27 protein-coding genes are annotated in these 24790 nt (G+C 72.5%); 17 read left to right on the top strand and 10 right to left on the bottom strand.

The genetic code is table 11. The annotated features are described in order from the left end of the window. Nucleotides 1-68: 68 nt before the first annotated feature. Nucleotides 69-677: an NTP transferase domain-containing protein gene (locus HUT19_RS09510; RefSeq protein WP_176180038.1), complete on the bottom strand. Its 609-nt coding sequence runs from the start codon at nt 675-677 to the stop codon at nt 69-71. 295 nt (nt 678-972) lie between these two features. On the opposite strand from HUT19_RS09510, the gene HUT19_RS09505 reads away from it, so the two are divergent. Continuing rightward, nucleotides 973-1287 carry a DUF5955 family protein gene (locus HUT19_RS09505; RefSeq protein WP_176180037.1) on the top strand — a complete coding sequence of 105 codons (315 nt, stop codon included), beginning with the start codon at nt 973-975 and terminating at the stop codon, nt 1285-1287. A 253-nt stretch (nt 1288-1540) separates the two neighbouring features. Here the strand turns inward: HUT19_RS09505 and HUT19_RS09500 are convergent, their stop codons facing one another. Then, on the bottom strand, nt 1541-2326 hold the full coding sequence (locus tag HUT19_RS09500; RefSeq protein WP_176180036.1) for an IclR family transcriptional regulator: 786 nt from the start codon (nt 2324-2326) through the stop codon (nt 1541-1543). Nucleotides 2327-2583: 257 nt separating this feature from the next. On the opposite strand from HUT19_RS09500, the gene allB reads away from it, so the two are divergent. Both allB and alc read left to right on the top strand, forming a co-directional pair. Beyond that, complete coding sequence (allB, locus tag HUT19_RS09495) at nt 2584-3942, top strand: allantoinase AllB (RefSeq protein WP_254885503.1); 1359 nt, start codon at nt 2584-2586, stop codon at nt 3940-3942. Further along, on the top strand, nt 3939-5084 hold the full coding sequence (gene alc, locus HUT19_RS09490; protein WP_176180034.1) for an allantoicase: 1146 nt from the start codon (nt 3939-3941) through the stop codon (nt 5082-5084). The genes allB and alc overlap by 4 nt, the downstream gene beginning before the upstream one ends. A 7-nt stretch (nt 5085-5091) precedes the next feature. On the opposite strand, the gene HUT19_RS09485 is transcribed toward alc, so the two are convergent. From HUT19_RS09485 to HUT19_RS09455, 7 genes are all read right to left on the bottom strand, one after another. Continuing rightward, a complete protein-coding gene (locus HUT19_RS09485; protein WP_176180033.1) occupies nt 5092-5949 on the bottom strand; it encodes a hypothetical protein in 858 nt (285 codons plus the stop codon). Between the two features lie 30 nt (nt 5950-5979). Next, complete coding sequence (locus tag HUT19_RS09480) at nt 5980-6126, bottom strand: hypothetical protein (protein ID WP_176180032.1); 147 nt, start codon at nt 6124-6126, stop codon at nt 5980-5982. A gap of 224 nt (nt 6127-6350) precedes the next feature. Further along, the gene (locus HUT19_RS09475; protein ID WP_176180031.1) at nt 6351-6818 is read right to left on the bottom strand and encodes a hypothetical protein; all 468 of its coding nucleotides are present in this window, start codon (nt 6816-6818) and stop codon (nt 6351-6353) included. Then, nucleotides 6805-7350 carry an RNA polymerase sigma factor gene (locus tag HUT19_RS09470; RefSeq protein ID WP_176180030.1) on the bottom strand — a complete coding sequence of 182 codons (546 nt, stop codon included), beginning with the start codon at nt 7348-7350 and terminating at the stop codon, nt 6805-6807. The genes HUT19_RS09475 and HUT19_RS09470 overlap by 14 nt, the downstream gene beginning before the upstream one ends. Beyond that, on the bottom strand, nt 7347-7577 hold the full coding sequence (locus HUT19_RS09465; RefSeq protein WP_176180029.1) for a hypothetical protein: 231 nt from the start codon (nt 7575-7577) through the stop codon (nt 7347-7349). The genes HUT19_RS09470 and HUT19_RS09465 overlap by 4 nt, the downstream gene beginning before the upstream one ends. A 162-nt stretch (nt 7578-7739) precedes the next feature. Next, a complete protein-coding gene (locus HUT19_RS09460) occupies nt 7740-7940 on the bottom strand; it encodes a DUF6126 family protein (protein WP_176180028.1) in 201 nt (66 codons plus the stop codon). Continuing rightward, complete coding sequence (locus HUT19_RS09455; protein ID WP_176180027.1) at nt 7937-8602, bottom strand: helix-turn-helix domain-containing protein; 666 nt, start codon at nt 8600-8602, stop codon at nt 7937-7939. The genes HUT19_RS09460 and HUT19_RS09455 overlap by 4 nt, the downstream gene beginning before the upstream one ends. A 169-nt stretch (nt 8603-8771) precedes the next feature. Here HUT19_RS09455 and HUT19_RS09450 point away from each other — a divergent pair, with 169 nt between their 5' ends. The 14 genes from HUT19_RS09450 to HUT19_RS09385 all read left to right on the top strand — a co-directional run bounded on the left by HUT19_RS09450 (nt 8772) and on the right by HUT19_RS09385 (nt 22917). Next, nucleotides 8772-9194 (top strand): ribonuclease domain-containing protein, encoded by a 423-nt coding sequence (locus tag HUT19_RS09450; RefSeq protein WP_176180026.1) that lies wholly within the window; start codon nt 8772-8774, stop codon nt 9192-9194. Nucleotides 9195-9434: 240 nt separating this feature from the next. Next, entirely contained in the window at nt 9435-10400 is a 966-nt protein-coding gene (locus HUT19_RS09445) for a sugar kinase (RefSeq protein WP_254885502.1), read from the top strand. A 204-nt stretch (nt 10401-10604) separates the two neighbouring features. Further along, a complete protein-coding gene (locus HUT19_RS09440; RefSeq protein WP_176180024.1) occupies nt 10605-11258 on the top strand; it encodes a bifunctional 4-hydroxy-2-oxoglutarate aldolase/2-dehydro-3-deoxy-phosphogluconate aldolase in 654 nt (217 codons plus the stop codon). 259 nt (nt 11259-11517) lie between these two features. Continuing rightward, complete coding sequence (locus tag HUT19_RS09435; RefSeq protein WP_176180023.1) at nt 11518-12342, top strand: transporter substrate-binding domain-containing protein; 825 nt, start codon at nt 11518-11520, stop codon at nt 12340-12342. A 268-nt stretch (nt 12343-12610) separates the two neighbouring features. Continuing rightward, complete coding sequence (locus HUT19_RS09430; RefSeq protein ID WP_254886139.1) at nt 12611-13768, top strand: cytochrome P450; 1158 nt, start codon at nt 12611-12613, stop codon at nt 13766-13768. Nucleotides 13769-13944: 176 nt separating this feature from the next. Further along, nucleotides 13945-14712: a GntR family transcriptional regulator gene (locus HUT19_RS09425; protein WP_176186698.1), complete on the top strand. Its 768-nt coding sequence runs from the start codon at nt 13945-13947 to the stop codon at nt 14710-14712. A 529-nt stretch (nt 14713-15241) separates the two neighbouring features. Continuing rightward, nucleotides 15242-16225 (top strand): sugar ABC transporter substrate-binding protein, encoded by a 984-nt coding sequence (locus HUT19_RS09420; RefSeq protein ID WP_254885501.1) that lies wholly within the window; start codon nt 15242-15244, stop codon nt 16223-16225. Continuing rightward, the gene (locus tag HUT19_RS09415) at nt 16222-17307 is read left to right on the top strand and encodes an ABC transporter permease (RefSeq protein ID WP_254885500.1); all 1086 of its coding nucleotides are present in this window, start codon (nt 16222-16224) and stop codon (nt 17305-17307) included. Before HUT19_RS09420 ends, HUT19_RS09415 begins: the two co-directional genes overlap by 4 nt. Continuing rightward, nucleotides 17274-18104 carry an ATP-binding cassette domain-containing protein gene (locus tag HUT19_RS09410; protein ID WP_176180021.1) on the top strand — a complete coding sequence of 277 codons (831 nt, stop codon included), beginning with the start codon at nt 17274-17276 and terminating at the stop codon, nt 18102-18104. Before HUT19_RS09415 ends, HUT19_RS09410 begins: the two co-directional genes overlap by 34 nt. A 201-nt stretch (nt 18105-18305) precedes the next feature. Beyond that, nucleotides 18306-19457: an ROK family glucokinase gene (locus HUT19_RS09405; RefSeq protein WP_176180020.1), complete on the top strand. Its 1152-nt coding sequence runs from the start codon at nt 18306-18308 to the stop codon at nt 19455-19457. Beyond that, nucleotides 19454-20071 carry a hypothetical protein gene (locus tag HUT19_RS09400; RefSeq protein ID WP_176180019.1) on the top strand — a complete coding sequence of 206 codons (618 nt, stop codon included), beginning with the start codon at nt 19454-19456 and terminating at the stop codon, nt 20069-20071. The genes HUT19_RS09405 and HUT19_RS09400 overlap by 4 nt, the downstream gene beginning before the upstream one ends. A 33-nt stretch (nt 20072-20104) precedes the next feature. Next, nucleotides 20105-21418, top strand: a complete 1314-nt coding sequence (gene pcaC, locus HUT19_RS09395; RefSeq protein ID WP_176180018.1) for a 4-carboxymuconolactone decarboxylase — start codon at nt 20105-20107, stop codon at nt 21416-21418. A 38-nt stretch (nt 21419-21456) separates the two neighbouring features. Continuing rightward, complete coding sequence (locus HUT19_RS09390; protein ID WP_176180017.1) at nt 21457-22104, top strand: MBL fold metallo-hydrolase; 648 nt, start codon at nt 21457-21459, stop codon at nt 22102-22104. A gap of 33 nt (nt 22105-22137) precedes the next feature. Then, on the top strand, nt 22138-22917 hold the full coding sequence (locus HUT19_RS09385) for an exodeoxyribonuclease III (protein WP_176180016.1): 780 nt from the start codon (nt 22138-22140) through the stop codon (nt 22915-22917). Between the two features lie 50 nt (nt 22918-22967). Here HUT19_RS09385 and HUT19_RS09380 read toward each other — a convergent pair whose 3' ends face one another. After that, on the bottom strand, nt 22968-24788 hold the full coding sequence (locus HUT19_RS09380; protein ID WP_176180015.1) for an SGNH/GDSL hydrolase family protein: 1821 nt from the start codon (nt 24786-24788) through the stop codon (nt 22968-22970). Nucleotides 24789-24790: the final 2 nt, after the last annotated feature.

Genomic DNA, 24790 nt, shown 5'->3' with positions numbered 1-24790 from the left:
TCCTCACCCCATCGGCCCCGCATCGGCCTCCGCGCCGGCCTCCCCATGGCCCCCGGTGCCACCCCGGTTCACTCCAGCAGCGTCAAGTCCTCGGTGGTGTCGATGTCACCCGGTCGAGCGATGTCCGAGCAGTCCACGAGCGTGAGCGCCGTTCGGTGCGCCCGCAGATAGTCGCGCGCCCCGCGGTCGCCCACCGCGTCCGCCGCGACATCGGCCCACCGGTCCGCCCCGAACAGCACCGGATGGCCCCGCACCCCGTCGTACACCGCGGCCGCCAGGCTGTCCGGCGAGCGGTACGCGGCCAGCAGCCGGGCCACCGCCTCGGCGCCGATACCGGGCTGATCCACCAGCGTGACCAGCGCCGCCGACGCACCCGTCGCCGCCAGCGAGGCCAGCCCGGCCCGCAGCGAAGAGCCCATGCCGCCTTCCCAGTCCGGATTGTCGACCAGGACGCAGCCGGGCAGTTCGGCCCGGGCCCGCACCTCCTCGGCGGCGGCGCCCAGCACGATGTGCACCGGGGCGCAGCCGCCCTCCCGCAGCGCGCGCGCCGCGTGCTCCACCAGCGGCCGCCCCCGGTGCCTCAACAGGGCCTTCGGCCGTCCGCCCAGCCGCCGTCCGCCGCCCGCCGCCAGCAGCACTCCGGCGACCTGCGCATTGTCACGTGAGGTGCGATCCATGGGCCCTGCTTACCGCACCGAACGCCGCTGCGGACGATCCATCCCAGCCGGTCTGATTTTCGCTCTCCGTATGGCGCGGCGTGCGTACCGTGGCGTTAACTGAGCCGCGGCCCCTTGTGTCCGGTCTTGTGTCCGGTGCAGTGTCCGGTCCTGGCGCCTGGCGGCCGTATGGGAGAGAGGGAGAGGGGGCAGGTTCGTGCACCAGTGTGCGAGGGGACGAAGGGCAGTGTTGTCCGACGATGGCGCGAAGCTCTGGGGCCCACCCGATGCCTCGTCAGTGGAGGACGCCGCGGTCATGGAAGTCAGCCGAGTGTCCGGCACCGACGACGACCCGAGAGCGGCCGAGCTGCGCCGCGCCGTCGCCCGGCTCAGGCGTGACCTGGCCGCCCATCCGGCCGAATTACCCGACCGCGCGATCGCGGACGACGAACTCGCCGCGCTGGACGCCATGGTCCGCACCGGCGCCCCCGAGCTGCACCGGCTGCGCCGCTCGCTGCTGCTCATCGCGGGCGCCCTCGGTTCGGTCAGCGCGCTCGGCCCCGCGCTGACCGGTGTACGGGTCGCGATCGACCTCTTCGGCAGCGTGCCGCAGGGCCGCGGGAGGGAGTGACCCCAGGGCCCGCCGTGTCGGCGGGGTCCGGTCCGCTCGTCCGGGGCGGACCGGACCCCGCCGCCGGCGCCGTGGGCCGCCGGGCCCTAGAGGTCCTGTCCGGTGGATCTTATCGGGCCCGCGACGCCTGGCACGCACGCTCGCTGCGTTGTCGGGATCACCCGAGTAGGCCCACTACGAGGGCGACCCTCCGCCTTGCGATCGCACGCACCAGACGCCGCGGGCTGATCCTCAAAGATCCACCGGACAGGACCTAGGCGGACCCGGTGCTCGCCAGGGCGCCCGACAGCTCGGCCGCGACCTCCTTGAGGATCGGCACGATGTCGTCCGTGGCCTCCTCGGTCACCCGGCCCGCCGGGCCCGAGATCGAGATGGCCGCCGCGGTCGGCGAGTCGGGCACCGGTACCGCGAGACAGCGCACGCCCATCTCCTGCTCGTTGTCGTCCACCGCGTAGCCCGTCTCGCGCACCCGGCGCAGCGCCTCCAGGAACTCGTCCGGCGTGGTGATCGTCCGGGGGGTCACCGGCGGCATCCCGGTACGGGCCAGCAGGGCGCGCACCTCGTCCGGGGCAGCGGTGGCCAGCAGCGCCTTGCCGACACCCGTGGTGTGCGGCAGCACCCGCCGGCCGACCTCGGTGAACATCCGCATCGAATGGCGGGACGGCACCTGCGCGACGTACACCACCTCGTCGCCGTCGAGGAGGGCCATGTTGGCGGTTTCGCCGGTCTCCTCCACCAGCCGCGCCAGATACGGCCGTGCCCAGGTGCCCAGCAGCCGCGCGGAGCTCTCCCCGAGCCGGATCAGCCGGGGGCCGAGGGCATAGCGGCGGTTGGGCTGCTGGCGCACATAGCCGCAGGCCACCAGGGTGCGCATCAGCCGGTGGATGGTGGGCAGCGGCAGCCCGCTGCTGGTGGAGAGTTCGCTCAGGCCCACCTCGCCCCCGGCGTCCGCCATCCGCTCCAGCAGATCGAAGGCGCGCTCGAGGGACTGGACGCCGCCGGAGCTGGCGGCGGCGGTCTTGGGCTCGGCGGACGGCACGTCGGCGTTTCCTTTCACGGCGGCTGGTACGGACCGTGCGCGGCGACGTTCCGCAGCCGGCCGGCCACCGGCAGCCTACCGGGCCGCACCGGCCCCCACAGCGCCTTTGGAAGGCTGTCCGCGCCGGTCACGGCCTCGGCGGCGGGGTCCCGGCGGACGGGGTCTTGACCGGACCGGCGGCGGGGTGAAGACTTCGGGCTTCAACAGAATGTTGATTTCTGGAATCCGGGAGAACCTGGAAGCCGAGGAGGATGCGGGTGTCCGATCCGGAAGCCGAGCTGGTGCTGCGCTCGACGCGCGTGGTCACCCCGGAGGGACCGCGCGCGGCGTCCGTCGCCGTGTCCGTGGCCGCGGGGACGATCGCCGCCGTCCTGCCGTACGACGCCCCGGCCCCGCCCGGGGCCCGGGTCGAGGACCTCGGGGACGACGTCCTGCTGCCCGGCCTCGTCGACACCCACGTCCATGTCAACGACCCCGGGCGCACCGAGTGGGAGGGGTTCGGGACCGCCACCCGCGCGGCCGCCGCGGGCGGGGTCACCACCCTGGTCGACATGCCGCTCAACAGCATCCCCCCGACCACCACCGCCCGGGCCCTGGAGATCAAACGGGCCGTCGCCCGCCGGTCGGCCCATGTGGACATCGGCTTCTGGGGCGGGGCGGTGCCGGGGAACGCACCGGACCTCAAACCGCTGCACGACGCGGGCGTCCTCGGCTTCAAGTGCTTTCTGCTCCCCTCCGGCGTGGACGAGTTCCCCCATCTCACCCCGGCCGGCCTGGAGACCGCCCTCCGCGAGATCGCGGGCTTCGGCGGACTGCTCATCGTGCACGCCGAGGACCCGCAGCTCATCGACGGCGCCCCGGCGCCGAGCGGCCCGGCGTACGCCGACTTCCTCGCCTCCCGCCCCCGCGACGCCGAGAACCGGGCGGTCGAACGGCTGGTGGCGCTGGCGCGCGAGCTGAACGCCCGCGTCCACATCCTCCATCTCTCCTCCGCCGAGGCCCTGCCGCTGATCGCCGCCGCCCGGCGCGAGGGCGTCCGCGTCACCGTGGAGACCTGTCCGCACTTCCTGACCCTCACCGCCGAGGAAGTCCCGGACGGCGCCACCGAGTTCAAATGCTGTCCGCCCATCCGCGAGGCCGCCAACCAGGACGCGCTGTGGCGGGGGCTGGCCGACGGCACCATCGACTGCGTCGTCTCCGACCACTCGCCGTGCACCGCCGACCTCAAGGTCGACGACTTCGGCCGGGCCTGGGGCGGAATCTCCTCGCTCCAGCTCGGACTGCCCGCGGTCTGGACCGAGGCCCGGCGCCGCGGCCACACCCTCCACGACATCGCGCGCTGGATGTCCGCCGGGCCCGCCGCCCTCGTCGGCCTCGACCGACGCAAGGGCGCCGTCGCGGCGGGCCACGACGCCGACTTCGCGGTGCTCGCACCCGACGAGACCTTCACCGTCGACCCCACCGCGCTCCACCACCGCAACCAGGTCACCGCCTACGCGGGCAGAACCCTCCACGGCGTCGTACGGTCCACCTGGCTGCGCGGACGGAAGATCGCCGACCACGGCACTCCGACCGAACCGACCGGCCGACTCCTGGAAAGGCAGCCCCGCGCATGACCGCGCCTCCACCCCGCTTCACCGGTGACGCCGAACCGTACGGCGGCGGCGACCCCTACGCCGACTTCCGCTCCGCCGACCTTCCCTTCACCCATCTCACCGACCTGGCCGACCGGCGGCTGGGCGGCAGTGTCATCGCGGCCAACGACGAGTTCTTCGCCGAACGCGAGAACCTGCTCAAGCCCCACGCCCCGCACTTCGACCCCGGGTCCTACGGCCACAAGGGCAAGGTCATGGACGGCTGGGAGACCCGGCGGCGGCGCGGCGCCTCGGCCGGCACCCCGCACCCCGCCGACACGGACCACGACTGGGCGCTGATCCGCCTCGGGGTGCCCGGGGTCGTCCACGGCATCGTCGTCGACACCGCCCACTTCCGCGGCAACCACCCGCAAGCGGTGGGCGTGGAGGCGGCCCGTGTCCCCGGCGCGCCGTCCCCGGAGGAACTGCTCGCCGACGATGTGACGTGGACCGAACTCGTCCCACGCACCCCGGTGGGCGGCCACGCGGCGAACGGCTTCGAGGTGTCCGTACGGCGCCGCTTCACCCACCTCCGCCTCGCGCAGTACCCCGACGGCGGGATCGCCCGGCTCCGGGTCCACGGCGAGGCCGCCCCGGACCCCGAGTGGCTCACCGCGCTCGGCGTCTTCGACCTGGCCGCCCTGGAGAACGGCGGGGTGGCCGAGGACGCCTCCGACCGCTTCTTCTCCCCGCCCGCCAACTCCATCCAGCCGGGCCGCTCCCAGCGGATGGACGAGGGCTGGGAGACCCGCCGGCGCCGCGACACCGGCCACGACTGGGTCCGCTACCGGCTCACCGGCCACTCCCGGATCCGTGCCGTGGAGATCGACACCGGCTGCTACAAGGGCAACGCGGCGGGCTGGGCCGCGCTGTACGGCCTCGACGCGACAACCGGCGCCGATCCCGCCGACCACACGGCCCCCGGCTGGACCGAACTCCTGCCCCGCACCCGCCTCCAGCCCGACACCATCCACCGGCTGCCCCTGGCCGACGCCCCGCCGGTGACCCATGTGCGGATCGACATCCATCCCGACGGCGGGGTCGCCCGGCTGCGGCTCCACGGCGAACTGACCGAGCAGGGCGCCAAGCGGCTCGCCGAACGCCATACGGAGCTGGGCGGCTGACGGCCGCTCAGACGCCAGGCTCCGGCACCCCGATCGGATTGGGGAAGCGCAGCACCGTCGAGCAGGCCGCGGCCAGCGGCTTCAGCAGTGCCGCCAGGGCCGCGGCCTCCTCGGCGGTCAGCGGGCGCCAAGGGCGTTCGGCCGCACGGTCGGTGGCGGATTCCACCGCGCGCAGCAGCTCGAGCCCGTTCTCGGTCGCGGCGCCGTCCGGCTTCAGCAGCCCCCGGTCGGCCAGCCGGGTACGGGCCGCCTCCCACTCCTGGTCGGTCCAGCCGCGGTAGGGCTGCAGTTCGGCCCGGGGCAGATCGGCGCCCGCGCGGAGGACCAGCACTTCGCAGCCGTCCAGGCCCGCGGCGACCAGGGCCGCCACATGGCCGTCGCCGCGGTGTTCGCGCAGCAGGGTGGCGGCGTGCCACAGGCGCTCCACGGGCTTGTCGGGGAAGTCCAGCGCCGCGTTGGCCGAGGTCAGGACCCGGCCCGCGCCGTCCAGACCGGCGGAGCGGGGCACCAGGGCCTCGGCGGCGCGCTCCGCCGCGGCCTCCTGCCCGGCGAGCAGCCGCCGCAGGGCCGCCACGGCCCCCGTACGGCGGATCTCCAGCACCCGCTCGGGAGGGACCATCGCCCAGACGTCGGGCAGGGCGCGCGCCACCATCGCGGGGGCGAAACCGAAGAACGCCGCGACGACTGGCTCCGGGCCGACCGGACCCAGGGGCGCGGCGCGCCCCGCGAAGTAGCCGCGCCAGAAGCCGCGCAGCCCCGCGTCCTCGTAGGCGGTCAGGGCCTCCGGCGCGAAGTAGGTGACCGCGTGGATCGGCTCGAACAGGGCCCACAGGGTGCGGGCCCGCGCCGGGGCGGTGGCGTCCATCGTCGTTGCTCCTTTTGCAGCGGGTCTCCGTCACAGGCCGTGTTCCCGGCGTACGTGCTCCCAGCCCAGCCTGACCAGTGAGGCGATCGTCGCACCGAACGCGACGCGGAGTCCCTTCTTCGCGTAAGTCCGGCTCGCCGTCCAGTGCCTGCGCCGGTTCTCGCGGGTCTTTTCCACTGCGCTGCCTCCTCATGGTGTGTTCCACCCAGGAGACGCAGCCGGGCTCGGAATTCTGTCATGGTGGCGCACCTATCGAAAGGCCCGGCCTCGGATATCCCCCTTGGATCCAAGACCGGGCCCCACTCGTTCAACGCCTACGCCTTACCCCGTTCGTAAGCGTTCTCCCGCACGCATCCGCAACCCCGTGTCTGCGGCCTTCGCGCGGGTCATCACTTCTCGTGTCATCCCCTCCCCCATGGGGGGATGGCCGAGCAGTTGTCCAGGAAAACGCTGGGCCGTTCTCCCGGGTCGTGCTGTTCGATCGCAAGATCCTCGACGACCGCGAGCGCTACCGCGTCGCCGGCCTGCGCCGCGTGGCGCCACCACGCACAGGCCGCTTCCTCGCCGTCCAGAAGCTCCACGATTTCCGCAATGCGTCGGAGTCTGCTTCCGTCCTTTCCGCCGTCGCTGTCACGGCTGATTTCCTGGAGCTCGTCCAGGAGGCCCTGCCGGGTCTCCTGGACGGCACCGTCCTCGGATACGGCCTGCCCGGGGCCGACCGCACGGCGGTCGGCCCCGATGGCAGAGGCCGGTGGGGAGGCACACCCCAGATCCGGGAAGACCCGGGTGAGGAATGCCTCCGTGTCGGGCCGAACCGAATCCGGGGAAGGGTGCTGGGATGCCAGGGCGAGACGTTCAAAGACGTCCATCCCGCCCTCCTTTCTCTCCCCATGCCCGTTCGGCTTGTGCGAGGGCATTGAGCGCCCCCTTGTCGTATCGGCGGGCGGTCGATTCCGAAATGCCCAGGATGGCGGCTATCTCGGCGAACGACTTCCCCTGTCGGTACCGGAGTTCAATCACGGAACGCCAGGTGGGTTCGAGCTGTTCCAGCATCGGCGGTAAGCTCAGCTTCCACTCGATGTCGGAGTACAGGTCCTGGGTTTCCGGTACCGGCTCACCGGAGCTGTATTTCTTGAGACGCTCACGTTCTGCGGCCTCGCTTCGCTCCGTGGAGCGCCAGGCATTGATCACGCAACGCTGTGCGTATCCAGGTGTGTTCTTGACCTTCTCGCGGAATTCCGCGTCGCCCCACTTCTTCCAGAAGCTCTCCAATACGGTCTGTACGGTGTCGTCCGCGGCCTGGTGATCGCGAGCGTGCCTGCGTGCGGTCAGACGGAGTGGACCGGTGTTGTCGTACAGCCAGGTCCGGAAGTCCTCCCGTACGTCGAACTCCTCGCTCATACGGCCCTCCCGGTGACATACGGAACGCCGGCTGCGCGCGTCGTCGTCGGGGCGGCTGACGGATGGCCCGGCAGCGGGAGACCGACGCCGTGGCGCGGCGTCGGGTGCGTACCGGGGGTGAACTCGCGGGCGGTGGTGCGGGCGTCGGGCAGGACCTGGGTGGCCCTGTGCTCCGGCCGGGGGCGCGCCGCGAGGTCGCGCGGGAAGGCGTCGTCGACTGCGGGCATCGACGGCTCCCCCTCTCGGTGTATCGATCGCCTCGGACCCCGGTCCCAGTGGGGCCGAGTCCGATGGCCGCCGGAGAAGTGCGGCGACCAACCCGTAGACGCGGCCGAGCGGGCGGATCCGTCACCGGCCGCCGAAAAACCCGGAAAACCTTCCCCGGAGGGCTACTTGGCGCCCGCCAGATGGAAGAGCAGGAAGAGGAAGGCGGCGATGAAGTGGACGCCCACGAGGTAGACGAAGACCCGGACGGTGAGCGTCTTCGGCGCCCGGTCCTCCTCGTTGGCCCCCTCGGCCGGGCGTGCGCCCGTGGTCCCGGGCGTGTTCTGGGCGGTCGTCGGCGTGTTCTGGGCGGTCGTCCCGTTCATGGCGTACCGGGCCTTCCTCGGCGGGCGGCGTCACCGAGGCACAGATCGGCCGTGCCGCTCCGCAGCAGTGTGTGGACGAAGAGCAGATCCGTGCCGCCGGGCGAGGCGGCGGCGATGCGGTGCGGGGTGAGGGAGTCGAAGTGGGCGGCGTCGCCCTCGGCGAGTACGTGGACCGCCTCGCCGAGCGTCAGCCGCAGCCGTCCCCGGGTGACGTACAGCCATTCCTCGCCGGGGTGGACCCGCACCAGGGCGTCCTGGGCGCCGGACCGCCGTGGGACGTGCACCCGCAGCGCCTGCACGGCCCGGCCCGGCCCGCCGGCCCGCCAGTACGTCCAGCCGCCCGCCTCCTGGGGCTCCATCCGGTCGGCCCGCACGATCGGGTCCCGCTCCGGCGGCGCCTCGCCGAGCAGGTCGGATACCGTGGTGCCATAGGTACGGGCCAATGCCAGCAGCATGGGCAGCGACGGCTGGCGCCGGCCCGTCTCCAGCCGGGACAGATGGGCGGGGGAGAGGCCGACCCGCCGGGCGGCGGTCTCCAGTGTCAGACCGCTGAGCCGCCGCAGGTCACGCAGGCGCGGGGCGACGGTGGGCAGTTCGGCCGGCGGTCCGTCGCCGGGCCCGTCGAGGGGCCGGTCACCGGGCCCGTCGGGGAACGGAGTCATATCTCCGGTATAGCCAGCCCTTCGCCTCTCGGGCAAAGTATTTGCCTGAAAGGCAAAAGTTACATTTTCCTCACCGGGTCCGGCATTCCGCGGAGGTCTTGTGAACTCATCGGTAACAAAGGGCAGTTGGCATTGACATGCCATGCTCTACGCGCGTCATGCTAGTCCCATGAAAATCCCCCCACGGATGGCCCGTATCGGCGCCCTGGGCGCCCTCGCCTCGACGCTGCTGATCGGCGGGACGGCGGTCACGGCCACCGCCGCCCCCACGGTCCACAGCGTCGTCTCGGTCCAGGCCACCGCCGATGTCGGCGAGATCTGCTACTCGGAACTGCCCGGCGAGGCCCATGACACCCTCGACCTGATCGAGAAGGGCGGCCCCTACCCGTACCCGCAGGACGGCACCGTCTTCGACAACCGCGAGGGCATCCTCCCGGACCAGTCCTCCGGCTACTACCACGAGTTCACGGTCAGGACCCCCGGCTCACCGGACCGCGGCGCCCGCCGCATCGTCACCGGTGAGAAGGAGAACGAGGACTACTACACGGCCGACCACTACGAGTCCTTCGACCTGGTGGACCGCGGCTGCTGACGCACCGAGAACCCGCCACCCCCCACCGTCGCGGCCGCTGCCCTGGACCCAGGGCGGCGGCCGCGGCGCGTGCCCCGGCGGACACCGGCCGGGCGGACACCGGATGCCGCACGGCTCGCGGTGCGCCGGGCGGCGCCGCGCACGGCATACGATCCGGCGGTCCTCCCCGAACCCCGCGCGGGCCCTTGTCAGTGCCTCCCGATACCGTTTCGGTGGTAGCGGATGTATGGGGAGGCATCGGTGACGAACGGCCCGGACGTGGTCACATGCGGCGAGGCGATGTTGCTTCTGCTCGCCGAGCCCGGAGTTCCGCTGGAGCGGGCCGTGCACTTCCGTCGCTCGGTGGCGGGGGCGGAGTCCAATGTGGCCGTGGGTCTGGCCCGGCTGGGCCACGGAGTGCGCTGGCTCGGCCGCGTCGGCGCCGATCCGGCGGGTGAGGCGGTGCTGCGCGAACTGCGCGCGGACTGTGTGGACGTCGGCCACGCCATCGTGGACGACCACGCCCCCACCGGGCTGCTGATGCGGGACAGCCATCCGCACCGCGCGATCGACGTGCAGTACTACCGCATGGGGTCGGCCGCCTCCCGGCTCACCCCCGAGCAGATACGCCCCGAATCCGTCGAGGGCGCCCGGCTGCTGCACCTCTCCGGGATCACCCCCATGCTCTCGCCGACCGCCGCGGCCGCCGGCCGGCGGCTGGTGGAGCTGGCCCGGGCGGCCGGGGCCCAGGTGTCCTTCGATCCGAACGTCCGGCACAAGCTGGGCGCTGCCGCCCAATGGACCCAGGCGGCGGGCCCGTTGATGCGCGAGGCGGACATCGTCCTCGCGGGGGAGGACGAGTTGGAGCTGCTGACCGCCCAGCCCGCCGAGGAGGCCGCGGCGGAGCTGCTGCGCGGCGCCGCCCGGGAAGTCGTGATCAAGCATCCCGACCACTCCGCCACCGTACGGACCGCGGACGGCAGCTGGCACCAGACGCCCCACACGGTGCCGGTCGTCGATCCGATAGGCGCCGGTGACGCCTTCGCGGCGGGCTATCTCTCGGCCCGGCTGCGGGGTTTGCGCGAGCACCGCGCGCTGGCCGAGGCCGCCTGTGTGGCCGCGCTCGCCGTCCAGGCCGCCACCGACACCGACGGGCTGCCCACCGCCGCCGCGCGGGACCGTGCGCTCGCCCGGGCCGCCGGCGGCGGGGACGGGGTCCACCGCTGACCCGGCCGCCCGGTCCGTAGGCTCGTCCCGGCAGACCCGTCCCGCGCCCGTAGCCACCCCGACGGAAACCCGCTCCTCCGCTACCTCGAACCCTTCGCAGCACCGCACATCGTCAACCGCACACCGCAAGTGCCGCATATCCCCCGGGCAAACCGGCGCGGCACCACCCAGGCAGCACCTCGGAGAGGAAAGGCGGCGACCGCCGTGTACCGCTGGGAGACCACCCGGGCCGCGCTCGCGCAGCGCGTCCTGGCGATCGTACGGAGCGACAGCTACGACCATGCCACGGCCGCCGCGGACAGCCTGCTCTCCGCCGGTATAGCCGGTCTGGAGATCTCATTGACCACCCCCTTCGCGCTGGAGGCGGTCACCACGCTCATCCGGGAGGTCGGCAATGACGCGGTGATCGGCGCGGGCACGGTGCTCGACGCCACCTCGGCGCGGATGGCCGCCGACGCGGGCGCCCGCTTCCTGGTCTCCCCGAGCCTGGACGCCGAGGTCATCCGCACCGGCCACCGGTACGGGCTGCCCGTCTTCCCCGGTGTGGCCACCCCCACCGAGGCGGTGCGCGCCCTGGAGCTGGGCGCGGATGCCCTCAAGCTGTTCCCCGCCTCGGCCTACGGCCCGAGCTGGGTCAGGGACGTCCGGGCCGCGCTGCCCCAGGCCGCCGTGATCCCCACGGGCGGGGTGGGGGTGGCCGAAGCCCCGGAGTGGATCGCCGCGGGCGCGGTGGCCGGTGGAATGGGGGCATCGCTGGCCGAGGGCGACCGGGACACCGTGGCCAAGCGCGTCGCCGAACTGCTGGCCCGGCTCGCCGAGGTGGGCCCGCCGCTCGACCCCGCGCCCGAGCTGTACTGACGGCGCGGACCGCGGGGTGCGCGCCGTGCCGCGGCGGGCGGGCGCGGTCGGTGCCCCGGAGACGGTCAACGGGTTCACCTGAGCGGTTACTTCTGCCACTCTGGGCGCGCTGTGATCATGCGGCCCCGGGTCATCCGCCCGGGGCCCGGAAGGTCGCGTGCCCGGAAAGTCGCTCGCCCGGAAGGTCCCGTGCCCACGAGGTCCCGTGCCGTGCGGATCCCGTGTCCGGGAACCCCGTGCCAGGAGATCAGGAGTCGCCGTGAGACGTACCGTCACCCTGTCCGCCCTCGCCGCCCTGCTCGCCGCCACCGCCGCGGGCTCCGCCCTGGCCGCCGGGTCCGCGGCACCAGCCGCCGCCGACCGTCCGCACCCCCGCGGCACGCCGCTCGACAAGGTGCCCGAGCGCGGCGTGCTGCGGGTGTGCACCACGGGCGACTACCGGCCCTTCACCCATCGCGACCCCAAGACCGGCGAGTACTCCGGCATCGACATCAAGATGGCCGCCGACCTGGCCAAGAGCCTTGACGCCACGCCCCGGTACATCGCCACCACCTGGGCCGACCTGGTCGGCGATCTGGCCGCCGGGCGGTGCGACGTCGGGATGGGCGGGGTGTCGGTGACCCTGGCCCGCGCCCGCACGGTGTCCTTCAGCGAGCCGTACCTCACCGACGGCAAGACGCCCATCGTGCGCTGCCCGGACGAGCGGAAATACACAACGCTGGAGGAGATCGACCGCCCCGGGGTGCGGGTGGTGGTCAACCCCGGCGGCACCAACGAGCAGTTCGCCCGGGCCCATGTCAAGAAGGCCACCCTCACCGTCCACCCGGACAACACCACGATCTTCGACGAGATCATCGAGGGCCGGGCCGATGTGATGATGACGGACGCCAGCGAGACCCGCTACCAGTCGAAGGTCCACCCCGAACTGTGCGCCGTCCACCCGGACAAGCCGTTCTCCTTCTCCGAGAAGGCGTATGCCCTCCCGCGCGGGGACGCGCAGTTCAAGGAGTACGTCGACCAGTGGGTCCATCTGGCCACCCACGACGGCACCTATCGGAAGTACGAGGATGAAGTGATGAAGTGATGAAGTGATGAAGTGACGCACCCGGACCCGGGCGGGGTTCCCGCTACCGGCTGCTGCCCGACACTCCCCACGCTGTGTCGACTGATCTATATTGACCCGGGTTTACATCACCCCCCCGTGGCATAAGGACTGATCGATGGCAGCGCACCTCGAACGCTCCGGGAGCGCCGAGACCACGTCCGGACCCGCCGCCGCGCCGTCCGGCTGCCCCGCCCGCACCGGTGCCCGGCCGCTCAGCGGGCCGGGGTTCCAGACCGACCCGGCCCGGATGTACGCCGATATGCGGCGCGAACACGGGCCGGTGGCCCCGGTGCTGCTCGAGGGCGGCATCCCCGCCTGGCTGGTGCTGGGCTATCCCGAGCTGCGCCAACTGACCAGCGAACCGTCGCTGTTCACCCGCGATTCCAGCGGCTGGAACGCATGGGACGACATACCCGACGACTGGCCCCTGCTGCCCATGATCGGCCGCGGTGACACGGCCGTGGTCTACACCGAGGGCGAGGTCCACCGGAGGCGTTCGCTGACCATCAACAACGCGCTGGAGGCCGTCGACCCCTACGAACTGCGGGACCAGGCCGAGAAGTTCGCCGACCTGCTGGTGGACGCGTTCTGCGAGCGCGGTGAGGGCGATCTGATCGCGGAGTACGCGGTGCTGCTCCCGGCGCTGGTCATCGCCCGTGTCTTCGGCTTCCCCGACACCATGGGGCCGGGGCTGCTGCGCTCGCTCAACGACGTGGTGGACGGCAGCCGGAAGGCCCGTAAGGGGCAGAAGGCGCTGCGTGCCGGAATGCGGGAGCTGCTGGCCGTCAAGCGCGAGGTCCCCGGGCCGGATGTGGCCTCCCGGATGATCGTCTCCTCGGACACCTCCCGTGACGAGGAGATCATCCAGGACCTGATGGTGATGTTCGGGGCGGGCCACCAGTCGACGGCCGACTGGATCGGGAACACCCTGCGGCTGATGCTCACCGACGAGCGGTTCGCCCTCTCGCTCTCCGGCGGCCGCCACAGCGTGGCCCGGGCGATGAACGAGGTGCTGTGGGAGGACACCCCTACCCAGAACATCGCGGGCCGCTGGGCCACCCGGGACACCGTGCTGGGCGGCCGGCGGATCCGCCGCGGGGATCTGCTGCTGCTCGGCTTCGCCGCCGCCAACGCCGATCCGGAGGTACGCCCGGACCGGCGGGCCTCCACCGAGGGCAACAGCGCCTTCCTCTCCTTCGGCCACGGGCCGCACCGCTGCCCCTACCCGGCCCAGGAGATCGCCGAGGTCATCGCCCGTACCGGGATCGAAGTGCTGCTGGACCGGCTGCCCGATCTGCGGCTCGCGGTGTCGCCGAAGGCGCTCGTCTGGCGGCCGTCCCCCTGGATGCGTGGACTGTCCGCCCTGCCGGTCGAGTTCACCCCGGCCCCCGGCGGTGTGCGCTGAACGGAGCCCGCGGCAGCTGAGAACGGTCCGGCCGCGGCCGCGGGCCCATGGGTGTGCCGACGGTCACCGTCGCGACGTAGTTGATCTCTCTGCGTAGTCGCCGGGTCATTTGTCCGGACAACAGAACTTCACGACTTCCCGTCATGTGCTCATCCGGCTACGCTCGCCCCGTGGCAATGCAGGGAGAAGACTCTTCTGGCGCGGCGGACGCGCTCCAGTTCAGCGTCGACCGCAGCAGTCCGGTCCCGCTGTACTTCCAGCTGTCCCAGCAACTGGAGGCGGCGATCGAACAGGGGAGGCTGGCGCCCGGGAGCCTGCTCGGCAATGAGATCGATCTCGCCGGGCGGCTCGGGCTGTCCCGCCCCACCGTCCGCCAGGCCATACAGTCGCTGGTCGACAAGGGGCTGCTGGTGCGGCGCCGGGGTGTGGGCACCCAGGTGGTGCACAGCCAGGTCAAGCGCCCGCTGGAGCTGAGCAGCCTCTACGACGATCTGGAGGCCGCGGGCCAGCGCCCCGCCACCCGGGTGCTGCGGAACACCACCGAACCCGCCACGGCCGAGGTCGCCGCCGCCCTCGGGATCGCGGAGGGCACCGACGTGGTGCTGATCGAGCGGCTGCGGCTGGCCCACGGCGAGCCCATGGCCCATCTGTGCAACCGCCTCCCCGCGGGCCTGCTCACCCTGGACAGCGCGGAGCTGGAGAACACCGGTCTGTACCGGCTGATGCGCGCGGCCGGGATCACCCTGCACAGCGCCCGTCAGGCGGTCGGCGCCCGCGCCGCCTCCGCCGAGGAGGGCGAGCAGCTCGGTGAGCCGGAGGGCGCGCCGCTGCTGACGATGGAGCGTACGACCTTCGACGACACCGGCCGGGCCGTGGAGTTCGGCTCGCACACCTACCGGGCCTCGCGCTACGCCTTCGAGTTCCAGCTGCTCGTCCGCCCCTGACCGCCCCGGCCCTCCTCAACACTCCCTGGAGCACGCCGCCTTGACGTGATCCGCGCCCGCCGCTAAAAGTCCTCCAGCCGCAACGGGGCGGCCGGGAGGGGAAGGCGGAGCCAGGATGAGGCATCGGTGGACGCGCAACTCTCGTACGGCTCGCACGGCGGCGGCCCTCGGTTTCGCGGCGGCGCTCGCGCTCACCGGGTGCAGCGACAGCGGCGGGAAGAAGTCCGAGGACCGGCCCGAGGGCTCCGGCGGCGGCAAGGCGAGGCGGTCGTGGCCAGGGCCGGCCACATCGGCCAGGACGAGTCGGTCGCGGGGGAGGACACCGCCCGTGGCACCCGCCGAGCCCCCCGGGGCCCCGGTGGTCACCGGTGACGGATACTTGGCGGCGGCCGGAGCCCGGAACACCTGGCGCCCGGCCGTGATCATGACAGCGGACAGACCAGGTCATCCGGGACAAGACCGGAACAGACGGCAAGAAGGGCGACGCTACGTGGCGAGCGCGGCGAGGGTTCGGACAGGGGTGCGCGCGGTGACCGCCGCCCTGGTGGCGGCGGCACTGGGCGCGGGCCTGGCCGGGTGCAGCAGTACCGGCGGCAAGCGCGCCGAGGAGCGGGCCGCCCAGGCGGCCCAGGGCCGGGCGGCGGTCACCACCCCGAAGTGGACCTTCGCCATGGTCACCCACTCCGGTGACGGCGACACCTTCTGGGACATCGTGCAGAGCGGCGCCAAGCAGGCCGCCGTCAAGGACAACATCAAGTTCCTCTACGCCCACAACGAGGAGGGCAAGGAGCAGGCCCAGCTGGTCCAGTCCTACATCGACCAGAAGGTCGACGGGCTGATCGTCACCCTCGCCAAGCCCGATGCCATGAAGTCGGTGGTCAAGCGGGCCCAGAAGGCCGGAATACCGGTGATCACCGTCAACTCCGGCTCCGGTGAGTCCAAGAAGTTCGGTGCCCTCACCCACGTCGGCCAGGACGAGACCATCGCGGGCGAGGCCGTCGGCGAGGAGCTCAACAAGCGCGGCCGCAAGAAGGCCCTGTGCGTCCTGCACGAACAGGGCAACGTCGGCCATGAGCAGCGCTGCGACGGCGCGGCCGAGACGTTCGAGGGCAAGCTGGAGAAGATCTACGTCGAGGGCACCAACATGCCCGATGTGGAGTCCTCCATCGAGGCCAAGCTCCAGTCCGACAAGGACATCGACAGCGTGGTCACCCTCGGCGCGCCCTTCGCGGACACCGCCGCCAAGGCCGCCGACGGCGCCGGCAGCGAGGCGGAGATCGACACCTTCGACCTCAACGCGAAGGTCGCCGCCGCGCTCCAGGACGGCACGCTCGGCTTCGCCGTCGACCAGCAGCCGTATCTCCAGGGTTACGAGGCGGTGGACCTGCTCTGGCTCCACCGTTACAACGCCGATGTCCTCGGTGGCGGCAAGCCGGTCCTCACCGGCCCGCAGATCGTCACCAAGGGCGACGCCGCCGAGCTCGCGGCGTACACCAAGCGGGGGACCCGATGAGCGCGGACGCCCAACCCCTGAAAACACCCGGTGCGACCGGCAACCCCGGCGGACCGCGGCGCCCGGATCACGAGCGGACGGTGCGCGCCTCGCTGCCGCGCCGTCTGGTGAGCCGTCCGGAGCTCGGCGCGGTGGTCGGCGCCGTCGCCGTCTTCGTCTTCTTCTCGGTCGCCGCCGACGCGTTCCTCCAGTGGTCCAGCTTCAGCACCGTGCTGTACGCCTCGTCGACCATCGGGATCATGGCGGTACCGGTGGCGCTGCTGATGATCGGCGGGGAGTTCGACCTGTCGACCGGGGTCCTGGTGACCTCCTCGGCGCTGATCTCCTCGATGTTCTCGTACCAGATGACGGCGAACGTCTGGGTCGGTGTCGGGGTGTCCCTGCTGGCCACCCTCGCCATCGGCTTCTTCAACGGCTGTCTGCTGGTGCGCACCGGGCTGCCGAGCTTCATCATCACCCTCGCCACCTTCCTGATCCTCCAGGGCTGCAACCTCGGCTTCACCAAGCTGATCAGCGACACCGTCTCCACCAAGAGCATCGCCGACATGGAGGGCTTCCCCTCCGCGCACAAGGTGTTCGCCTCGCATCTGACCATCGGGGACGTCGAGGTCCAGGTCACCGTCCTGTGGTGGTTCGCCCTGATCGCGCTGGCCACCTGGATCCTGCTGCGCACCCGCGCCGGAAACTGGATCTTCGCGGTGGGCGGCGCCAAGGAGGCGGCCCGCGCGGTGGGCGTACCGGTGAACCGCACCAAGATCGGGCTCTACATGGGCGTCTCGTTCGCCGCCTGGATCTCCGGTCAGCACCTGCTGTTCCACTACGACGTCGTCCAGTCCGGTGAGGGTGTCGGCAACGAGCTGCTGTACATCATCGCGGCCGTCATCGGCGGCTGTCTGCTGACCGGCGGCTACGGCTCCGCGGTGGGCGCCGCCGTCGGCGCGTTCATCTTCGGCATGACCAACAAGGGCATCGTCTACGCGCAGTGGGGGGCGGACTGGTTCAAGTTCTTCCTCGGGGCGATGCTGCTGCTCGCCACGTTGCTCAACTGGTGGGTCCGCAAGCGGGCGGAGGCGAGCAAGTGACCACATCGCCGCTGATCGAACTGAACGGCGTCAGCAAGTACTACGGCAACGTCAAGGCGCTGGAGGGGGTGTCCCTCGAAGTGCGCGCGGGGGAGATCACCTGCGTCCTCGGCGACAACGGCGCGGGCAAGTCAACCCTCATCAAGATCATCTCCGGGCTGCACCGGCACGACGGCGGCAGCTTCGCCCTCGAGGGCGAGGAGACCCGGCTCGGCTCCCCGCGCGAGGCCCTGGACCGCGGGATCGCCACGGTCTACCAGGACCTCGCCGTGGTCCCGCTGATGCCGGTGTGGCGCAACTTCTTCCTCGGCTCCGAGCTGCGCAAGGGCCACGGGCCCCTCCGGCGGCTCGACGTGGACGCGATGCGCGCCACCACCCGCGGCGAGCTGCTGCGCATGGGCATCGACCTGCGCGATGTGGACCAGCCCATCGGCACCCTCTCCGGCGGTGAGCGCCAGTGCGTGGCCATCGCCCGCGCCATCCACTTCGGCGCCAAGGTGCTGGTGCTGGACGAGCCGACGGCGGCGCTGGGCGTCAAGCAGTCCGGGGTGGTGCTCAAGTACGTCGCCGCCGCCCGGGACGCGGGCCTGGGCGTGGTGCTGATCACCCACAATCCGCACCACGCCTATCTGGTCGGGGACCGCTTCGTACTGCTCAAGCGCGGCGCGATGGCCGGCAGCCACACCAAGGACGGCATCGCCCTGGACGAGCTCACCCGCCAGATGGCGGGCGGCAGCGAGCTGGAGCAGCTCAGCCACGAGCTGGCCCGGCTGGACTCCGGCCCGGCCGCGGGCTGAAGCCCGGGTCCCGGGGCACGCGGCCCCGGGACTCCGCCATGCGGGGCGAGCCCCGGGTGAGGCACAATCGCACGGCGGGCCCCACCCGCCACGAGAACGCCCCGAGGCCCCGGCCTCCCGAGACCCCCGCAGGGACGACGAACTCTTGCGAGCACGCACCCGCAGCGACCGCACCCCCCGCACCGGTGAAGGGGGCGGCCGATGAGCATCTACCGCGAAAGAGTGCACCGGGGCTCGGCCCGCGCCACCGTGCTGCGGACCGTCGGCACCCGTGAGCGCCGCTCGCACCTGTCCGCGCCCCGGGTGCCCACCGTCGGCATCGACATCGGCGGCACCAAGGTGATGGCCGGGGTCGTCGACGCCGACGGCGTGATCCTCGAGAAGCTGCGCACCGAGACGCCCGACAAGTCCAAGAGCCCCAAGGTCGTCGAGGACACCATCACCGAACTGGTGCTGGACCTCTCCGACCGGCACGACGTGCACGCGGTGGGCATCGGCGCCGCGGGCTGGGTGGACGCCGACCGCAACCGCGTCCTGTTCGCCCCCCATCTCTCCTGGCGCAACGAACCGCTGCGGGACCGGCTCGCGGAGCGGCTCGCGGTCCCCGTCATGGTCGACAACGACGCCAACGCGGCCGCGTGGGCCGAGTGGCGGTTCGGCGCCGGACGCGGCGAGGACCATCTCGTCATGATCACGCTCGGCACCGGTATCGGCGGCGCCATCCTGGAGGACGGCCAGGTCAAACGGGGTAAGTACGGGGTCGCGGGCGAGTTCGGCCATATGCAGGTCGTCCCCGCCGGACACCGCTGCCCGTGCGGCAACCGCGGCTGCTGGGAGCAGTACAGCTCCGGGAACGCCCTGGTGCGCGAGGCCCGTGAGCTGGCCGCCGCCGAGTCCCCGGTGGCGTACGGCATCACCGACCGCGTCGGCGGCAACATCCAGGAGATCACCGGACCGCTCATCACCGAGCTGGCCCGCGAGGGCGACGCCATGTGCATCGAACTGCTCCAGGACATCGGCCAGTGGCTCGGTGTGGGCATCGCCAACCTGGCCGCCGCCCTCGACCCCTCCTGCTTCGTCATCGGCGGCGGCGTCAGCGCCGCCGACGACCTGCTGATCGGGCCCGCCCGGGACGCCTTCCGGCGCACCCTCACCGGCCGCGGCTACCGGCCGGAGGCCCGTATCGTCAAGGCCCAGCTGGGGCCCGAGGCCGGGATGGTGGGCGCCGCCGACCTCGCCCGGCTGGTGGCCCGCCGCTTCCGCCGTGCCAACCGCCGCCGGGTCGAGCGCTACGAACGCGCCGGGACCTCCCCGCTGCGGCTGGCGCCCCGAGGACAGGCGGGCCGCGGATGAACGCCGCCGACCGGCGCCCCGCGCAGGGCGACAAGGGCGCCACCCCGCCGGGCCGCGGCAGCGGTGTCCCGGCGCGTCCCGGCACTCCCGGCGGTGACGACGGCCGGCCGCGCCGCCGCTGGCTCAGGGCCCTGGTCATCTTCCTGCTGATCGCGATCCCGGCGGGCTACGGGGTGATCTCCGCCATCCAGAGCCGCGAGGGCGGCGAGAACAAGGAGGAGCGCGCCTCGGCCACCGGGCTCACCGAGGGCTGGCCCAGCCGGGTGCAGCGGCGCATATACGACGTGCCGATCCCGCCCTACTCCGCGGACGTCGCCTTCTACGAGACCAACTCCTGGGACGAGAGCTCGCTGTACGTGCAGTTCATCACCTCGCGCGAGGGTCTCCACCGCTTTCTGGTCCGGGCCGGCGTCCGCCCGTCGGCACTGGAGCGGGGCGAGGTGACGATCAGCGCCAAGGAGGCCAAGAAGGTCGGCTGGCAGCTGGGTTCGGGCAAGCACTGGTCAGGAACGGTGTTCCAACAGAAGGATCCCCAGCCCAGGCTGGAGATCACCGTCAACCGTGACAATCCCCGTCACCCGAAGGTCTACGTTGTCTCCACAGTGACGCCGTAAAGGGCGGCCGCCTCGTTCGGATACCGTTTTCGGGTGAGTGAGATCAAGACACTTCAGTACCGGACCGACGGCCCCGAGGACGGGCCCGTGCTCGTCCTCGGACCGTCGCTGGGTACCACCTGGCACATGTGGGACCGCCAGATACCCGAGCTCTCGCGCCACTGGCGGGTGCTCCGCTTCGATCTGCCCGGCCACGGCGGCGCACCGGCCCACCCCGCCTCCTCCGTCGCCGACCTCGCCGGCCGGCTGCTGGCCACCCTGGACCAGCTGGGCATCGACCGGTTCGGCTACGCGGGCTGCTCGCTCGGCGGGGCCATCGGCGCCGAACTCGCCCTGCGACATCCGCTCAGAGTGGGCTCGCTCGCCCTCGTTTCCGCCTCCCCGCGCTTCGGCACCGCCGACTCCTTCCGCCAGCGCGGGGTGGTGGTCCGCACCAACGGACTGGACCCGGTGGCCCGCGCCACCCCGGAGCGCTGGTTCACCCCCGCGTTCGCGGGCGCCCAGCCCGCCATCGTCGACTGGGCCGTCCAGATGGTCCGCACCACCGACCCCGGCTGCTACATCGCCTGCTGCGAGGCGTTCGCCGCCTTCGACATCCGCGCCGAACTCGGCCTGATCAGCGCCCCCACCCTGGTCCTGGTCGGCGCCGACGACCAGGTGACCCCGCCCGCCGACGCCCGCGTCCTGGTCGCCGGAATCCCCGACGCCCGGCTCGCGATGGTCCCCGGTACCTCCCACCTCGCCCCCGTCGAGCAGCCCGGGGCCGTCACCGATCTGCTGGTCCGCCACTTCTCCGGCACCTGGCAGAGCCCGGACCACCCCACCGGGATGACCGCGATCCCGGCGCCGCCGGTCAAGCCGGTGCTCGCCCCCGCGCCCCCCGCCGCCCCGACGGCCACCCCGGCCTCCACCCCGGCCGCCGAGATCGGCTGGGCCGCCGCGCCCGAACCGGCGCCGGACGCCCGTACCGACGCCTACGAGCGCGGTATCAAGGTGCGCCGGGAGGTGCTGGGCGACGCGCACGTGGACCGCGCGGAGTCGCAGACCGACGAGTTCACCGGCGACTTCCAGGACTTCATCACCCGCTACGCCTGGGGCGAGGTGTGGACCCGGCCGGGGATCGACCGGCGCACCCGCAGCGTGATCACCCTCACCGCCCTGGTCGCCCGCGGCCACCTGGATGAACTGGCCTTCCACACCCGCGCCGCGCTGCGCAACGGGCTCACCCCCACCGAGATCAGGGAAGTGCTGCTGCACACCGGCGTCTACTGCGGAGTGCCCGCGGCGAACGCCGCCTTCGCGGTGGCCCAGCGGGTCATCCGCGAGGAGACCAGCCCGGAGGAGTAACCCGTTTACGGGGCCGGTCCGGTAGCAGAATGATCCACATGAAGCTCACCAAGAAGGGCCACGCCTGCGTCCGGCTGGAGAAGGGCGGGCAGACGCTCGTCATCGACCCCGGAGCCTTCAGCGAAGAGGACGCGGCGGTCGCCGCGGACGCGATCCTGGTCACCCACGAGCACGTCGACCACTTCAACGAGGCACGGCTGCGGGTGGCGCTCGAGGCCAACCCCGAAGCCCAGCTGTGGACCCTGGCCAGTGTGGCCGGACAGATCTCGGCGGCGTTTCCCGGCCGGGTGCACACGGTCGGCGAGGGCGACACCTTCACCGCGGCGGGGTTCGAGATCGAGGTCCACGGCCAACTGCACGCCCTCATCCACCCCGACATCCCCCGGATCACCAACGTCGGCTACGTGGTGGACAACACCGTCTTCCACCCCGGCGACGCGCTCACCGTGCCCCCAGGCCACCGGCTGGACACCCTGCTGCTGCCGGTGCACGCCCCCTGGAACAAGTTCAGCGAGGTGCTCGACTACATCCGGGCGGTGGCCCCGCGCCGCGCCGTCGACATCCACGACGCCCTGCTGTCCGATGTCGCGCCGCAGGTCTACGGCCGGATGCTGGGCCCCGAGGGTCCGGGCATCGGCAGCACCGAGCATCTGCGGCTGACGCCGGGGGAGAGCCTGAGCCTGTGAGCGCTGTCGGACCCGGCTGTTAAGTTGGCCTCCATGCGCATCGCCACCTGGAACGTCAATTCGATCACCGCCCGGCTGCCGCGGCTGCTCGCCTGGCTGGAGAGCAGCGGCACGGACGTGCTGTGCGTCCAGGAGACGAAGTGCGCCGAGTCCGCCTTCCCCTACGAGCCGCTGCGTGAGCTGGGCTATGAGGCCGCGGTCAACGCCACCGGCAGGTGGAACGGGGTGGCGCTGCTCTCCCGGGTGGGTCTCGAGGAGATCACCGTCGGGCTGCCCGGCGGCCCGGACTACGACGGCGGGCAGGAGCCGCGCGCCATAGCGGCCACCTGCGGCGCCGTCCGCCTCTGGTCGGTCTATGTGCCCAACGGCCGGGAGATCGGCCACCCGCACTACGACTACAAGCTGAGCTGGCTGGAGGCGCTGCGCACGGTGGTCTCCGGCGACGCCGCCGGTGAGCGCCCCTTCGCCGTCCTCGGCGACTTCAACGTGGCGCCCAGCGACGAGGACGTCTGGAACCGGGCCGCCTTCGACGGCCTCACCCATGTCACCGACCTGGAGCGGGACGCCCTGGCCGCGCTGCGCGGCGCCGGACTGTCCGATGTGGTGCCGCGCCCGCTGAAGTACGACCGCCCCTTCACCTACTGGGACTACCGCGAACTGGGCTTCCCCAAGAACCGGGGCATGCGGATCGACCTGGTCTACGGCAACGAGCCGTTCGCGAAGGCCGTGGGCGACGCGTATGTGGACCGCGAGGAGCGCAAGGGCAAGGGCGCCTCGGACCACGCCCCGGTCGTCGTCGACCTGGAGGTCTGAGCCCGCGGAGCCCCCTGAGCCCGCGGGGCCCCCACCCGGCGCTCAGCGGCTCAGCCCGAGAGGGACCGCAGGTCGATCGACTCCGCCAGCGCCCGCAACCCGGCGTCCCCGGGGTGCAGATGGTCACCGCTGTCGTACGCCGGGAGGATCCGCGCCGGGTGCCGCGGATCCCGCACCACCGCGTCGAAGTCCAGCACCGCGTCGAACACCCCGCCGCTGTCCCGCAGGAACGCGTTGACCACCTGGCGCCGCGCGTCGGCGTCCGCCGTGCACCGCGCCTCGCCCTCGCACGGCGCGATCGTCGCCCCGACCACCCGCAGCCCGCGCGCGTGCGCACGGGCCGCGACGGTCCGCAGCCCCGCGATGACGTCCTGCGCCGAGGTGCCCCAGCGCAGATCGTTGATGCCCTGGAAGACCACGACCGTACGAGCCCCGGTCCGGGCGAGCGCATCCCGCTCCAGCCGGCTCAGCGCGCTCACCCCGCTGGTCACCGTGGACACCCCGTCGCCCGAATAGACATCGGTGACCACGCGGTTGGCGGAGATCCCGCTGTTGACCACCCCGTACGCGGGCACATCGGACTGGGCCCGCAGCCGCCGGGCCAGGACGTCCGGCCAGCGGCGGTTGGCGTCGGTCGTCGAGTTGGTGCCGTCGGTGATCGAGTCGCCCAGCGCCACCACCGTGCCCGGTCCGCCCCGTACGTCCACCCCGGTGAGGAACGGCCAGGTGGTCAGGGTGCCGGTGTAGGCGTCCGCACCGGAATCACCGGTGCGGTCTCCGCTGCCGGGCGCGCTCAGATACGAGCGCTGGGTGGCCTGGGTGTGCACCGGCGCCGCGCTGACCGGGCCCGGCAGATGCACACTCACCAGCAGATTGGTGTCCGCGGGCACGGGGAACTCCACCGGATCGCTGACCAGCTGCGCCCCCGCGGGGATCGAGGCGCCCCGCCGTCCGCCGAAGGTCAGCGGCACCGGCGTGCCGTGCGCCGCCGCCCCGTCCCCCTGGACGGCGACGGTGGCCCGGCCGATCGCCACGGGTGCCCCGGCGAAGGTGTTCGCCAGCCGGATCCTGGCCCGCGGCCCGCCCGCGCTGGTGTGCACCACCAGCCGCAGCGTCTGGTCCGTCCACGGCCCGACCTTGGTGTACCCGGCGGTGCTCGCCGCCCAGCTCCCGGTCCAGCCCGGCGCGGACTGCCGCAGCGTCGCGGCGAACACATGCAGATCGGCACCCGGACCCGGATCCTCCGGCAGCACCACCGACGCGATCTCCCGGCCGCGCTCCACCGGCACCGTCACCGCGTACAGCCGCGCGGCCTCAAGCCGCTGCCCGGACGCGTTGTTGACGTGGGGGAGACCGACCGCCTTGGTGGCCGCGGAGCCCGCGCGCCAGTCCGGCGCGGTCAGGGTGTACGTCCCGCGGGAACCGTCCCGGTAGCGCACCGTCCCGGTGCCGCTCACCCCTGCACCGGGCCCGTCCGGCGCACTGCCCGCGACCAGGAAGGTGAGCGCGTCGCCCCGGCCGCGCAACCGTACCGCCTGCCCGTCGGCGACCACATTGTCCGGCCGTACCCCGGCACCGCGCGGCCAGGTCAGCCGCGCCGCGTCCAGGTCGACCACCCGCCCCGGCGTCCACCCGGCGGCCCTCAGATCCTGCGCGGACAGCGAGTTGCCCGAACCGTCGAAATCCGCGTCCCCCGGCCGGGTGTCCTCACTGACCGCCCGGTTGTCGAAAAGCCGCTCCAGAGGGAGCGGCTTCAGTGGTGCTGCCTGTGCGGATGACCCGGCCAGAGCCGGCACGGCCGATGCCGGAAGGGCGAAGGCGACACCCCCCGCGACGAGTCCGGTCGCCGTCCACCGTCTGCCGACGCGCATAC

Source organism: Streptomyces sp. NA02950, assembly GCF_013364155.1.
GTDB lineage: Bacteria > Actinomycetota > Actinomycetes > Streptomycetales > Streptomycetaceae > Streptomyces.
The sequence above is the reverse complement of the archived record's forward strand: the minus strand, read 5'-3'. Positions and strand labels throughout refer to the sequence as shown.